14 protein-coding genes and 3 pseudogenes are annotated in these 13,483 nt (G+C 54.1%); 10 read left to right on the top strand and 7 right to left on the bottom strand.

Annotation, left to right across the window (positions count from 1 at the left end; all coding sequences use genetic code 11):
• Positions 1 to 71 precede the first annotated feature (71 nt).
• The 5 genes and pseudogenes from tnpB to FQ192_RS24480 form a co-directional block, all read right to left on the bottom strand.
• Complete coding sequence (tnpB, locus tag FQ192_RS24500; RefSeq protein ID WP_231987099.1) at positions 72 to 431, bottom strand: IS66 family insertion sequence element accessory protein TnpB; 360 nt, start codon at positions 429 to 431, stop codon at positions 72 to 74.
• Between the two features lie 79 nt (positions 432 to 510).
• A pseudogene (locus FQ192_RS24495) lies at positions 511 to 1,569 on the bottom strand (heavy metal-binding domain-containing protein); the annotation flags it as partial.
• Between the two features lie 90 nt (positions 1,570 to 1,659).
• Positions 1,660 to 1,911, bottom strand: a pseudogene (locus tag FQ192_RS24490) (DUF2933 domain-containing protein).
• A 125-nt stretch (positions 1,912 to 2,036) separates the two neighbouring features.
• Positions 2,037 to 2,432 carry a hypothetical protein gene (locus tag FQ192_RS24485; protein ID WP_149660847.1) on the bottom strand — a complete coding sequence of 132 codons (396 nt, stop codon included), beginning with the start codon at positions 2,430 to 2,432 and terminating at the stop codon, positions 2,037 to 2,039.
• A 99-nt stretch (positions 2,433 to 2,531) separates the two neighbouring features.
• On the bottom strand, positions 2,532 to 2,927 hold the full coding sequence (locus FQ192_RS24480) for a hypothetical protein (RefSeq protein ID WP_149660846.1): 396 nt from the start codon (positions 2,925 to 2,927) through the stop codon (positions 2,532 to 2,534).
• A 285-nt stretch (positions 2,928 to 3,212) separates the two neighbouring features.
• On the opposite strand from FQ192_RS24480, the gene FQ192_RS24475 reads away from it, so the two are divergent.
• The 5 genes from FQ192_RS24475 to copD all read left to right on the top strand — a co-directional run bounded on the left by FQ192_RS24475 (position 3,213) and on the right by copD (position 7,829).
• A complete protein-coding gene (locus tag FQ192_RS24475; RefSeq protein WP_149660845.1) occupies positions 3,213 to 3,422 on the top strand; it encodes a co-regulatory protein PtrA N-terminal domain-containing protein in 210 nt (69 codons plus the stop codon).
• A 150-nt stretch (positions 3,423 to 3,572) separates the two neighbouring features.
• Positions 3,573 to 5,438 carry a copper resistance system multicopper oxidase gene (locus FQ192_RS24470; RefSeq protein ID WP_149660844.1) on the top strand — a complete coding sequence of 622 codons (1,866 nt, stop codon included), beginning with the start codon at positions 3,573 to 3,575 and terminating at the stop codon, positions 5,436 to 5,438.
• A 10-nt stretch (positions 5,439 to 5,448) separates the two neighbouring features.
• Positions 5,449 to 6,438, top strand: a complete 990-nt coding sequence (locus FQ192_RS24465) for a copper resistance protein B (protein WP_372242360.1) — start codon at positions 5,449 to 5,451, stop codon at positions 6,436 to 6,438.
• Between the two features lie 69 nt (positions 6,439 to 6,507).
• Entirely contained in the window at positions 6,508 to 6,891 is a 384-nt protein-coding gene (gene copC, locus FQ192_RS24460) for a copper homeostasis periplasmic binding protein CopC (protein WP_149660843.1), read from the top strand.
• Between the two features lie 2 nt (positions 6,892 to 6,893).
• The gene (copD, locus tag FQ192_RS24455; protein ID WP_149660842.1) at positions 6,894 to 7,829 is read left to right on the top strand and encodes a copper homeostasis membrane protein CopD; all 936 of its coding nucleotides are present in this window, start codon (positions 6,894 to 6,896) and stop codon (positions 7,827 to 7,829) included.
• 51 nt (positions 7,830 to 7,880) lie between these two features.
• On the opposite strand, the gene FQ192_RS24450 is transcribed toward copD, so the two are convergent.
• The gene (locus FQ192_RS24450; RefSeq protein WP_149660841.1) at positions 7,881 to 8,327 is read right to left on the bottom strand and encodes a DUF411 domain-containing protein; all 447 of its coding nucleotides are present in this window, start codon (positions 8,325 to 8,327) and stop codon (positions 7,881 to 7,883) included.
• 284 nt (positions 8,328 to 8,611) lie between these two features.
• On the opposite strand from FQ192_RS24450, the gene FQ192_RS24445 reads away from it, so the two are divergent.
• The 4 genes from FQ192_RS24445 to FQ192_RS24430 all read left to right on the top strand — a co-directional run bounded on the left by FQ192_RS24445 (position 8,612) and on the right by FQ192_RS24430 (position 12,379).
• Positions 8,612 to 9,295 (top strand): heavy metal response regulator transcription factor, encoded by a 684-nt coding sequence (locus FQ192_RS24445; RefSeq protein ID WP_149660840.1) that lies wholly within the window; start codon positions 8,612 to 8,614, stop codon positions 9,293 to 9,295.
• Positions 9,292 to 10,680, top strand: coding sequence for a heavy metal sensor histidine kinase (locus FQ192_RS24440; protein ID WP_149660839.1), 1,389 nt, complete (start codon positions 9,292 to 9,294; stop codon positions 10,678 to 10,680). The genes FQ192_RS24445 and FQ192_RS24440 overlap by 4 nt, the downstream gene beginning before the upstream one ends.
• A 255-nt stretch (positions 10,681 to 10,935) precedes the next feature.
• Positions 10,936 to 11,235 carry a metal-sensing transcriptional repressor gene (locus FQ192_RS24435; protein WP_101209371.1) on the top strand — a complete coding sequence of 100 codons (300 nt, stop codon included), beginning with the start codon at positions 10,936 to 10,938 and terminating at the stop codon, positions 11,233 to 11,235.
• Between the two features lie 7 nt (positions 11,236 to 11,242).
• Positions 11,243 to 12,379, top strand: a complete 1,137-nt coding sequence (locus FQ192_RS24430) for a nickel/cobalt efflux protein RcnA (protein ID WP_149660838.1) — start codon at positions 11,243 to 11,245, stop codon at positions 12,377 to 12,379.
• An 8-nt stretch (positions 12,380 to 12,387) separates the two neighbouring features.
• Here the strand turns inward: FQ192_RS24430 and FQ192_RS34595 are convergent.
• A pseudogene (locus FQ192_RS34595) lies at positions 12,388 to 12,525 on the bottom strand (chromate resistance protein); the annotation flags it as partial.
• Between the two features lie 573 nt (positions 12,526 to 13,098).
• Between FQ192_RS34595 and FQ192_RS24420 the strand changes: the two are divergent.
• Entirely contained in the window at positions 13,099 to 13,440 is a 342-nt protein-coding gene (locus tag FQ192_RS24420) for a hypothetical protein (protein WP_149660837.1), read from the top strand.
• The last annotated feature ends 43 nt before the right edge of the window (positions 13,441 to 13,483 follow it).

Raw genomic sequence — 13,483 nt, 5'->3', positions numbered from 1 at the left:
ACATTTGCTTGAGCAGAACAGGGTCGTCAGGGAGGTCTTCGGGCATCAAATTCATGCCCGGATTATACCCGTCAGGCGACGAATCTTGGCGTTAAAACCTTGTGTGGACGGTTGCGCCAGAGATCAAATCCATCCAGTAGCCAGTTCAGTTCTTGGACGGTCAGCACGATAGCCTCGTCCACCTCTTCGGGTGAAGTCTTAAAACGCTCGGACTCCAGGCGCTTGAGCCAAAGGCAGAAGCCGTTACGCTCCCAGTACAACACTTTGACCCGATTACGGTGGCGATTCAGAAAAACAAAGAGCACGGGGTCAAACACCGCGACCTTGATATCCAGTTCGACTAGCGCAGCTAGGCCATCAATGGACTTTCGAAAATCTACCGGCTTTGGGTAGAGGTACACTTTTTCAACGCTGGCATTGGGACGCATCATGGTGATGGACTCCTGATGGAAATCGGGAGCACAGCATCAGCCGTCAGCTATCCGCTTGGAATGTGGGGTTCATGGAGCGGATACGTTGCATCGGCGCTTTTGAGCGTTGTGCCTGCACAACCATCTGCACAATCTGTGCGAGCAGTGTCGCCGACCCTATCTTCTGCGCCTGCATCACCAGACAGCCGTGGATGTTGAGAGTGGCGCCAATCAGCGCGTCGCCGGCCCTCTTCATGATCGGTATCGGTTCGCCGGTGAGCATCGACTCATCTACAGCGCTTTCGCCTTGCAACACCTGACCGTCGACAGGCACTTTTTCGCCCGGTCGCACACGTAACGTGTCGCCGCTGTGTACGTGTGTCAGAGGGATGTCTTCTTCCGTGCCATCGGCATTGATCCGTCGGGCAGTTTTGGGTGCCAGTCCAAGCAGCGACTTGATGGCAGCCGAGGTTTGCGAGCGAGCCTTGAGTTCAAGCATCTGGCCGAGAAGGGTCAGTGAGATGATCACAGCCGCCGCTTCGAAGTACACACCGATGCGGCCCTCCATCATGAAGTTGCTGGGGAATACATCGGGGGTCAGGGTGGCCACGACGCTGTAAAGGAAGGCCGCCGCCGTGCCGAGGCCGATTAGCGTCCACATGTTCGGACTTCGCTGAATCACCGAACGCACACCACGCACATAAAACGGCCAGCCAGCCCACAGCACGACGGGTGTAGCCAATCCCAGCTCGACCCAATTTTGCGTGGTGCCATGGAACAGCACCAGGGCATGGCCACCCATAGCCAGCACGGTTACGATCACTGTCAGTGGCAATGTCCACCAGAAGCGCCGGGTGAAGTCCTTGAGTTCTAAGTTCTCTTCTTCCTCCAATTCGGGAATCACCGGCTCTAAGGTCATGCCGCACTTAGGGCAGACGCCGGGGCCGATCTGGCGAATTTCCGGATGCATGGGACATGTGTATTCAGCGGCACCCGTTAACGGTTCTGCTGTTGTCTGAGGGATTTGTTCGTTTTTCAGTTGGGATATTCGATAACGCTCGGGCGCTGCCCTGAAGGTCGTTTGGCATTTCTGGCTGCAGAACCTGTATTTTTGCCCCTCATATTCCGTACTGAACTGGCTGTCGTTACTGACGGTCATTCCACATACCGGGTCATGGGAACCGGTGGGTTGGGGTTCAGAGTTCTGTATAGGGCCGTGCTCTTGACGAACCTCAGGGGTGTGCATGAGCTAACTCCTGTTCGCATCCTTGGTTGAGTCTAAGGTCTCGCCGTGATGATTGTGACCACCGTGGTGGTGCCCGAAAAAATGCATCAGCGGGCACAACAGCAAAATCATGTAAGGCAGTAAGCCCAGCATATGGCCTTAGTGTTCTCTTGCTAGATAGAACAGCACGATCACCAGCAGCATGCCCAGCGCTATACCGGGTTTACTCCTCCAAAATGTTGGAGAGGTGTTAGCGGAATGTGGTGAATTCATCATGGTTTTGTACTCCTGAGGGAGTGCTGTTTAGTGATACGTCGTATAGGTGCAACGGGCGGCAGTTTTACCCTTGGCATATTGGCTAAAGTAAAACCGTCGCTGCATTGCCTACAGGCTTGTGCGCGTCACTTGCTCATCGGCATGTTCATCATGCTCGTTTGCTGATCCATCATTTTCATCATCATGTTCATCATTCCCATCTCCATGCCGTCTTTGTTGCCGTCCATGCCCTTGCCATGACAGTTCTTATGCATCATGGCCATGCTGTCCTTCATCGTCTTCATGCTCTCCTGCATGGCGGCGTGTCGCTCGGCAGGGGTCTTGGCGGCGGCTGCCTTGTCGTGTGCAGCCTGCATTTTTTGCATTTGCTCGGTCATGACATTGTTTTGCATCGGCGTAGCTGCTTCGCTTGTCTTGGCGGGCGCGGTCTGCCCCTCCGGGTGATGCTCATCGACTGCCGAGGCGATAAGTGGGCTGCTCACGAGCAGGGTGGCGAGGATAAATTTCAATGTGGCATGCATGGCAATCTCCAAAGGGTCAGGACAACTCAGGTAATACCAAGCCGCGCCAGGTTGGCGCAGTCAGACAGTGCGCCGAAGACCGGCGCGCAGAAGGTCGGATTAATCGTTGAAACGGACGAAAATCAGGCGGGCAGGAGGTCTGGCCGGTACAGGGCGCCGTAATGCAAGAAAGGCAAAAGCGGAGGGATTGGCGGGATACAAAATCAGCAACGCTGGGATAAGGAGCAGAAACGTCCAACTGAACAGGTCAAATATATGAAGATGGAGCGAAGGACTTACAGCTATTGCCGCATCGGCGCAGTGCTGAAGGCAACCGAGGGCATGGGCGTCGTGGCTATCGTGGTCTTGCGCGGTGATCAGCGAGACATGAGCTGTAGCCGGATTGTGGCTGGGCTGTGCCAGACATCCCTGGGTCGCTGCCAGACCAAACGCTAACACCCACAGCACGATGGCGAGGCGTATGAACGTTGGTTGACGATGGCGAAACCAGAACATGGAGAATCTCCGGTACTGATTAGCGGATTTTGATTTTTCAACATACGCCACATTGAAGTGCCACGGTTGATCTACATCAATTTATGCAGCCGGCTGTCGGTTCTGTGGTGCGGTCAAATTTTACGACACCCGTCGATCTTTCAGATGTTGAGTTTCTCCGTGTGCTGTCAAAAGTGTAATCACCGGCTAAGCGTGCTGACAGGTGCGTCCCCTCATCATCCTCATCGAGCTGACGCTCAAACTCTCTGGTTTCAACGAGAGTCAATTCCTTGAAGGAGATGCACTATGAAAGCAACCAACGTTGTGATTCTTACACTCAGTTTGGCTATATCGTCCCTGGCCTTTGCCGAAGGTGGCGGCGACAGTGCGGTTGAGCGCATGGAACGAGCTCGCGAGACGGCAATGGCCACCACCAAGCCCGTCCCACAAGCGAAAGCGCAAGAGGATATTGCACAGGAAAAGCCCACGGCTGAAGAGCAGAAGCATCAATGCTGAGCCGCCCAGCTTACGGAAATGTAATCACCCCGTTTGCTGGCTTATGGCATCTTCCAATGTATCAAGCGCACTAGCTATCCAAAGCGTGAACCCTCGGGAACACGCCAACGTGCGTGCACCTGACATCCGACTGACGGGACATGAATCGGTATGCATTCCAAAACTTCTCGGCGCACCTTTGTGAAAGGTCTCACCGCAGGCGGGATTCTCGGTGGCTTAGGCCTCTGGCATACCCCTATTTGGGCGGCCCGTAGCTTGGGCGAGACTAATGTCCTGTCAGGTACAGAGTTCGACCTCTTTATCGGAGAAACACCGGTAAATATCACTGGGAATGCCCGGACTGCCATGACAATCAATGGTGGGATTCCGGGGCCTCAGCTGCGCTGGCGTGAGGGCGATACCGTGACCTTGCGGGTCAAGAACCACCTCAAGGATATGACATCAATCCACTGGCACGGGATTATCCTCCCCGCGAATATGGACGGCGTGCCGGGCCTTAGCTTCCATGGGATCGAGCCTGACGGCACGTATGTCTATCAATTCAAGGTCAAGCAGAACGGAACGTACTGGTATCACAGTCACTCCGGCTTCCAGGAACAAGTAGGTGTGTACGGCCCACTGGTAATCGACGCGAAAGAGCCCGAGCCGTTTGAGTATGACCGTGAATACGTGGTGATGCTTACCGACTGGACGGATGAAGATCCGGCTTCGATGATGAAAACACTGAAGAAGCAGTCTGACTACTACAACACCCACAAGCGCACAGTCAGTGATTTCATCCATGACGTAGCTGACAAAGGTTGGTCAGCTACCGTCGCTGACCGCAAGATGTGGGCCGAAATGAAGATGAATCCCACTGACATTGCAGACGTCAGTGGCGCGACATACACCTACTTGATGAACGGCCACGCGCCGAACTCCAACTGGACGGGCACCTTCAAACCTGGCGAAAAGCTTAGGTTGAGGTTCATCAATGGTTCAGCCATGAGCTACTTTGATGTCCGTATTCCGGGTTTGAAGATGACTGTTGTGGCTGCCGATGGCCAGTATGTTATGCCCGTAAGCGTGGACGAGTTCAGGATCGCCACTGCCGAGACTTTCGATGTGATCGTCGAACCAACTCAGGACGCCTACACACTGTTTGCGCAGTCGATGGATCGATCGGGGTACGCAAGAGGCACCTTGGCCGTCCGGCCTGGTCTGGCTGCCCCAGTACCTAAGCTTGACCCTCGTCCTCTCGTCACCATGGCCGACATGGGCATGGCGGGTATGGATCATGGCGCGATGGCTGGTATGGGGGATATGGCTGGGATGGATCACAGCAAGATGGCCGGCATGGGGGACAGCTCAATGGAGGGCATGTCAGGCATGGACGGCGGTGCCATGAAAGGTATGAACCATGGCGCTACGCAAGACATGTCCGGCATGGACAGCATGGCTGGGATGGATCACAGCAAAATGTCTATGGGCGGCATGAGTGGTATGGGAGAAATGCAGTCGCACCCAGCCACAGAATCCAACAATCCTCTCGTCGATATGCAGGCAATGTCAACGTCGCCAAAGCTTGATGATCCTGGCATGGGCCTTCGCGAGAATGGTCGAAAAGTGCTGACGTATTCTGACCTAAAGAGCACGTTTGAGGATCCAGATGGCCGTGAGCCAAGTCGAACTATTGAACTGCACTTGACCGGGCATATGGAGAAATTTTCCTGGTCTTTCGACGGGGTGAAGTTTTCGGACGCCGAGCCTTTAAAACTGAAATACGGCGAGCGAGTCCGGATCGTTCTCGTCAACGACACCATGATGACTCATCCCATCCACTTGCATGGCATGTGGAGCGACCTTGAAGATGAAAACGGGCAATTCCTTGTACGCAAACACACCATTGATATGCCGCCAGGGTCGAAGCGCAGCTACCGAGTGACAGCCGATGCGCTGGGGCGCTGGGCCTACCACTGCCATCTCCTGTACCACATGGAAATGGGGATGTTCCGCGAAGTGCGTGTAGAGGAATAAGGAGTCGACTATGAGCAATTATTTTTGCGGGACTCGCATGCACTCAGCTGTATTTACCGTCGCTCTAGCCGCTGGTTTTGTCTTGCCGGCAGCCGCTGAAACAAGCCAGGGTACCGAAGACGGGCAGATGCAGACCATGGATCACAGCCAGATGCAGGGCATGGATCACGGCAAGATGGAAGGCATGGATCATAGCCAGATGCAGGGTATGGATCACAGCCAGATGCAAGGTATGGATCACAGCAAAATGGAGGGTATGCAGCCCGCCAAGCAACAACCGCAGACCCAAAGCCGGACGCCGATACCGCAATTGACTGATGCCGACAGAGCCGCTGTCTATAAGTCCCCTGGTGGTCACGCGGTTCATGACACAGCCCTCAACTCATTTTTTATATTTGAGAAGTTGGAATGGCAGGATGCTGACGATGGAAGCGCACTGAACTGGGAAGCCCAAGGTTGGATAGGGGGAGATGTTGATCGTCTATGGTTGCGTTCCGAAGGCGAGCGCACCAATGGGAAGACTGAAAAAGCTGAAGTGCAAGCATTGTGGGGGCACTCAATCAGCCCCTGGTGGGATCTAGTCGGCGGTGTTCGTCAAGACTTCAAACCAGAAAATCCTCAAACGTGGGCGGCTTTCGGTGTCCAGGGCTTGGCGCTCTACAATTTCGAGGCCCAGGCCACAGCTTATCTAGGTGAAGGTGGCCAGACCGCAGCGCGACTGGAAGGGAACTACGACATTCTTCTAACCAATAAGCTGATTTTGCAACCAACGGCAGAATTCAATTTCTATGGCAAAAACGATCCCAAACGTGGAGTCGGTTCAGGGTTGTCTGAGAGTGAAGTTGGTTTGCGGCTGCGATACGAAATCCGTCCAGAGTTCGCACCTTACGTAGGTGTGACTTGGAATCGGTCTTATGGAAAAACCGCTGACTATGCCAGCGACGAAGGCGAAGACCGCAGCGAAGCACGTCTAGTGCTTGGCGTCCGGGTGTGGTTCTAAATCACGGTAAGCGGCACCAAATAATTACTTAACCTCATTACAACAGCTACGCGCTGTGAGGAGCCTTGCATGTCTGTATTTAAATCCTGTGTTGTGGCCGTCGCTCTTTCATCCAGCCTTCTGCTCAGTGCAGTTGCCCAGGCTCACCCGAAGCTAGTCTCTTCAACTCCAGCTGAAGGCGCGAACGGCCCAGCCCCAGCAAAGATTGAGCTGCACTTTTCTGAAAACCTGGTTACCCAGTTTTCCGGAGCCAAGTTGATCATGACCGACATGCCCGGCATGCCAAACTCTCCTATGGGTGTGAAAGCCAGCGTGGCCGGCAGTAACGACCCTAAAACCATGGTCTTGACCCCGGCCTCTCCTCTCACAACTGGCACCTACAAAGTGGAATGGCGAGCGGTTTCGTCCGATACCCATCCGATTACTGGCAGCGTCACCTTCAAAGTGAAATAAGTATGAGCGACCCAATTAACGTGGCGCTGCGCCTCGCGCTGTATTTGGATCTGATGCTCCTCTTCGGTCTTGCCGTCTTTGGGCTATACAGCTTTCGGGAAAAAGAGCGTGTATCGGGAGCGCTGTTGCATTTTGGGTCGCTACTACCTGGCACCGCTGTTATAGGTATGCTTTTGTCCATAGCAGCTTTTGTAGTTATGACAAAAAATATGAGCGGCGCATCCGACTGGGCAGAGCTGCGACCTCACATGGAAATGATGCTGTACGAGACTGAGGTCGGCTACAGCTGGGTGACACGCATGATCTCGCTAGCAGTGGTGATTTTTGCTGGAAGCCAGAACAGGCGATGGCCGACGGGCAGTCTCTGGGTCGCTACCATTGCGGGCAGCATTGCCTTAGCGACAATCCCATGGACAGGTCACGGGGCGATGGATGAAGGCGCCCTGCGATTCTGGCACTTTGCCGCTGATATTCTGCACCTACTTGCCGCTGGCGGATGGATCGGAGCTCTCGCGGCGTTTGGTCTGATGTTGAGTATTAGGGGGGCTAATTCGGAGCAACTGGTACGAGTGCTATCGCGAGCGCTCAAGGGATTCGAAACAGCGGGCGCATTCATTGTTGGTACGATCATAGTTACTGGCGTCGCTAATTATTTCTTCATTGTCGGGCCGACAGTAATCGAAGTCGTAACCAGTACCTATGGCATTCTCCTACTCGTGAAGATCCTACTTTTCGTGGGCATGATCGGGCTAGCTACCCTCAATCGTTTCTACCTGAGCCCTTCACTAGAGCGATCTGTGGTGGCCGGTGATTTTTCTCTAGCGGCAACTGCTTTGAGAAAAAGTGTGGTGATCGAATCGACCTGTGCTGTCGTCATCGTTTGCTTGGTGGCTTGGCTAGGAACATTGAGCCCCTCAATCGAGATGGCTCAAGGGTGATCCAGGAGCTAGATCCGGGCGGCCCCAAGGGCGCTCAGATCTGAGCAACGACTATCGGCTGATGGGGTAGTCAGCGACCACTTTTTGCGCACCTGCCTTGGTGAGCCCCAGGACTTGGTAAGGTTGATGATTCTGGCCGTAGTCCATACCAGGAGAACCTGCGGGCATGCCTGGCACTGCAATTCCTGCGAGGTCTGAACGACCATTCAGCTTCTTGATTTCATCGGCGGGGACATGACCCTCTACGAATTTTCCGTCAATCACAGCCGTATGGCATGAAGCGAGTCCCTGTGGCACGCCCAGATTCTGCTTGATAGCGCTCATGTTGGTTTCCACGTGGTCGACCACCTTGAATCCATTCGATTCGAGGTGCTTGACCCATTCCTTGCAGCACCCGCAGTTCGCGTCCCGATGTACATCGATTGTGAGTGGCTCAGCTGCCTGCACAACCCCACAAATCATCAATCCCACAGCAAGCGATAGCTTTCGTTTGAACATTCGATGCACCTCGTCACGTTTTAGTGTGCGGTTGCGCTGTATGCACTGGCCGTAGGCCAGGAGTCGTGCTTCCGCACTGGATGGAAGGTAGGTTAAGCGCAAAAAGCTCAGGTTCCCGATTACATTTTTGTAAGCCGCGTCTTCGCTGCCCTCGCTGAATTGCCCCCGAGCCTGTCGTGACTGCGTGCTTTCTGTTTGCTGTTGGGGCAATTACATTTGCGTAAGCTTCCGCACAGTCGTCAGATTGGTAGCACACTAGAACACCGCAAAACCGGAGCCCAAGCATGAAACTCTTGGTTGCAGAAGACGAACCCAAAATCGGAATGTACCTACAGCAAGGCCTCTTGGAAGCTGGCTTCAGTGTCGACCGGGTTGTGACGGGAACAGAGGCGTTAGACCAGGCGCTAAATGAGGCCTACGATCTTCTAATCCTGGACGTAATGATGCCGGGCCTGGATGGCTGGGAGGTCATTCGATCTGTCCGCACAGCCGGGAGCTCGGTTCCTGTGCTGTTTCTGACTGCCAGGGACGGAGTTGATGACCGGGTCAAAGGCTTGGAGTTAGGTGCGGACGATTATCTAGTCAAACCCTTCGCATTTTCTGAATTGCTTGCCCGCGTCAGAAGCTTGCTTCGCCGTGGCGCCGCCGTACCCAACCAGACATCTATTAAGATCGGGGATCTGGAGGTCGATCTTCTAAAGCGACGGGCCTCGCGCTCAGGTCGACGCATTGACCTTACCGCCAAGGAATTTTCGCTGCTAGAGCTGCTGATGCGCCGTCGGGGAGAAGTCTTGCCGAAATCACTGATCGCATCGCAGGTTTGGGACATGAACTTCGACAGTGATACCAACGTGATCGAAGTCGCGATTCGTCGGCTCCGGGCCAAAATCGATGACGATTTCGACACCAAGATGATTCAGACCGCGAGGGGAATGGGGTACATGCTAGATGCTCCGGATACAGAATGAAGCGCGCATCTCTTACCCTCCGTTTAAGCATGATGTTTGTCTGTGCCGTGGTGGCCGTGTTGGTAGTAGCAGGCTTTACCTTTGATGGGTTCAGTCAGCATCACTTTAAGGCCATCGACCGTCAAGCGATGACGGAAAAGCTCGAATCCATTCGGCAAATAATGGATGGCGAAGCTGGCTCCGCAGACCCTTCAGAAGTTGTGTTGCAACTACAAGCACTCCTTGGTGCTCACCAAGAACTCTCAGCCTCAATTATCGCGATGGGCGGGAAGACGTTCTTCGCGACTTCAAATGCAGTTGGACATCCTTCTTCCTCCTCTGGTGACCCGAGGGAAGATATGTGGGAGTGGACAGCTGGAAGCCATATGTACCGAGGCATGAAAGCCCAAGTTCATTTGGCGAATGAAGCTGAGCCACTGACCGCGTGGCTGAGTCTAGACATTACAAGCCATATGCATTTCGTTGAAACTCTGCGCTGGTGGTTAGTGATCGGGCTGGCGATTAGCGCCTTGGTCAGCGCAGGTTTAGGGTGGTTGGTCGCGCTCAGCGGACTGAAGCCGGTCGCACAAGTAACGAAAGTCGCGGCCTCGATGTCAGCCGGATCGCTGAAAGAGCGGATTCCCATGGACTCTGTGCCTCGCGAGCTAGAGCTCCTCGTCACTTCGTTCAACGCTATGCTGGCTCGCCTTGAAGAATCATTTGCTCGGTTGTCTAACTTTTCAGCCGATATCGCGCACGAGCTACGTACTCCTATCAGCAATCTGCGCACACATACCGAAGTCATCCTCACAAAGAAACGTGCACCAGAGGATTATGAAGAGAATCTTTATTCCAACCTGGAAGATCTGAACCGACTCTCCAGCATTATTGACGGCATGCTTTTTTTAGCAAAGTCGGACAACGGCCTGGTTCTACCTGCCAAAGAGAAAATCGAGTTGCGTTCGGTCGTCGAGAAATTGTTCGAGTATTACCAGCTTCTGGCAGACGACACAGGGGTAAAGCTGCAGGTAGTCGGGCACGGCGCGGTGAATGGTGACAGGACGATGCTGGATCGGACGATCTCAAATTTGCTGTCCAATGCGCTCAGGTATACCCCACCTGACTGTACGATCTCCGTGAAAATCGAGCCCCTTGGCGACATGATCAGCTTGTCAGTGGAAAACCCCGGCGAGGGGATAGCGGTAGAGCATCTGCCCCGGCTGTTTGACCGTTTTTACCGAGTCGATCCCGCACGGAGAGAGAGCGCTACGAACCATGCGGGGTTAGGGTTGGCAATCGTCAAATCACTGGTTGACGCCCATGACGGCACCGTCGGATGTGTCTCCAGAGAAGGTCATACGACCTTTGTAATCCGCTTACCCGCGTGGCCTGCTGATCACGAGTGAAAGCAAGAGATCGCTTGTATGCCTTGCGCAATCTCCCATGCTAGCTGTTTCGACGTCACTGACAAGATATAGGTATGCCTGGCCCAGGCCACAAACTATGGCGAGAGTAAGCGTGAGTACCACCGTCGTTGTCAGCGTTCTGCTGAACATGGCGTTCGGGTTTAAACTTGTTTTATAGGGTTTTGTTACGTTTGACCTATCCCCCTGGGGGGGATAGGATGCCAGCGTAATTCTTTGGGGCCCGAGGCTCAAGTCATGAGTGAGCAAGAACACCAGCATAGCCATCCGCACACCCACCAAAGTCACGAGGCGATCATCAAGCGCCTCAAGCGGGCTGATGGCCATTTACGCGGCATCATCACCATGATCGAAGAGGGTCGTGAATGCGTGGACATTGCTCAGCAGTTGCACGCTGTCGAAAAAGCGGTCTGCCAGGCAAAGCGCACGCTCATCCAGGATCACATCGATCACTGCCTTGAGGACACCGTTTCGGCGTTAGGTAATGGCGAGCGCGCACCGCTGGAAGCGTTCAAACAAATCACCAAATACCTCTAGGTCTGATATGCCCAACTTCGCTGAACTGCTGCAACAAGGCGGGGCTCACGCCTGGCTGTATTTCCCGAGCGCTATTCTGCTCGGAGCCTTGCATGGGCTTGAACCGGGCCATTCAAAAACTATGATGGCAGCCTTCATCGTGGCCATTCGTGGCTCGGTAAAACAAGCCGTATTGTTGGGCTTGGCCGCGACGCTGTCGCACACCGCTGTGGTGTGGTTGGTCGCCATCGGCGGCATGTACCTGGGCAAAGGACTGGATGCTCAAACCACTGAGCCGTACTTCCAGCTTGCGTCCTCTGCACTGATCATCGTGATTGCGCTGTGGATGCTGTGGCGTACCTGGCGCGGTGAGCAGATGTTCAAGTTCGAGCAAGGTGATGATCATCACCACGACGAGCATGACCATGGTCATCATGATGAGACCCACCGAATCGATACTGGCCATGGCCGTGTTGAGCTGTCGATCTTCGAAGAAGACGTGCCACCGCATTGGCGCCTGAAGACATTGACCGGACACGCCTGGACAGCCTCAGATGTTCGCCTGATGACTACTCGTCCGGACGGCAGCACTCAATCGTTCTCTTTCGTCGAGCGCGAAGGCTTCCTGGAGTCGGCAGTCGATATCCCGGAGCCTCATGAGTTCAGTGCCCGCTTGAGTCTGGGCCATGCAGGTCATTCCCATGATTATGACCTGGAATACCTAGAGCATGATCACGGGCACACGCATTCCGAACTGGAAGGCCTGGAGTTGTCGATTGATGGCTATCAGGATGCGCACGAACGTGCACATGCCAATGATATCCGTAAACGCTTCACCAACCGCGAGGTGACCACGGGTCAGATCGTCATGTTCGGTCTGACTGGTGGTCTGATTCCTTGCCCTGCCGCAATCACTGTCCTGCTGCTCTGCCTTCAGGTTAAAGAAGTCGCGCTGGGAGGCATGCTCGTCCTGTGCTTCAGCATCGGATTGGCGCTCACCTTGGTGACTGTGGGTGCTGCTGCGGCCATTGGCGCTAAGCAGGCATCTAACCGCTGGCCATGGCTTGGCACCGTTGCTCGTCGTGCGCCGTACCTATCCAGCGTGTTGATCATTTGTGTTGGTCTGTACGTAGGGTTCCATGGCTGGATCGGCCTGAACGCATAAGGTGATGTCCGAGTGCCCTGCGGATCGACCACCGGAAGGATGTAAGCAGTGCCATTGATGGAAAAGATGTCGCGTTCGACGGACGCCAGGGCTTCACGACAGACATTGGAGTCAGGCAACAGATAGGCACCATCGCGCAAAACCGCGAAGGACAGCTAATGGATGAAATCAGTCATAGCCCCAATGCCTGCACCACTCTCGGGAACTCAGCACCATTTGTAAGGAAGGTCACCCCACTTTTGGGGAATGCTCCGTGAAGCAATATGAATCTACCGTCCTGAAGTGGCCATTTCATCGCAAAGTCGTGGTGACCTACCAACTGGCTTGGTAATTGCTCTCATGCTTGTACTCAATATTCGTTGAGTAATCGAAAACCGGAGATTAGAGCCTTGTGGAAACGTCCTCTGCTTATCGGAGTTTCGCTTGGAATCGGAATCCTTACACTCGGTTTGGCTGTGAGTATTATCCTCATGCAATGGCAACTGAGATAACCCAGCCACGCAGCTGTGCAGACGAAGTAATACGTCTCGGCTGAATTGGCTTGAGTGATGCCTTGATCGGTTTTTAACCACTGCAGATCTAGAAACTGCATGTCAGAAACTTTATTTCGCGTCGGTAATGTTGGCTTAACTTAGGATGTGCTTTATCGCCTTTGGCAGGCCTATTGGGCCGACCGCTTCCAATTGTAAGAGCCATTCTCAGCGACTAGACTCCAGACCATGAAACGCTATCTGCGGTTTTGCATCATCTTCATGATCAGCTTGGCGCTTCCCCTCAGCGGGATGGCGGGCGTTCAGGCACCGACAGAACCGTGCCCAATGAAGACGATGGGCATGGCGATGATGGACGATATGGGGATGGACTGCTGCAACGACATGAAAAGCCCTTCCGAGCACGGTAAACCTTGCAAGCCGGGCCAGGAATGCAAGACGGGCGGCATGCTGCAAGTCTCGATCTTCAAGCCTCCTGTAACCGTGTTCAGCCCCGTAGTGCTTTCCCTCATCAGCGACTCCCTACCTGTACAGACCCCGTCCGGGGTATGGCGACCGCACCGAGTTTGATTCCTGTCCCACATTGAGCCTCATTCCGCATTAGCGGGATGGA

The sequence above is a fragment of the Pseudomonas sp. ANT_J12 genome (assembly GCF_008370045.1).
Taxonomy (GTDB): domain Bacteria; phylum Pseudomonadota; class Gammaproteobacteria; order Pseudomonadales; family Pseudomonadaceae; genus Aquipseudomonas.
This window is presented reverse-complemented; position numbering and strand designations above follow the sequence as displayed.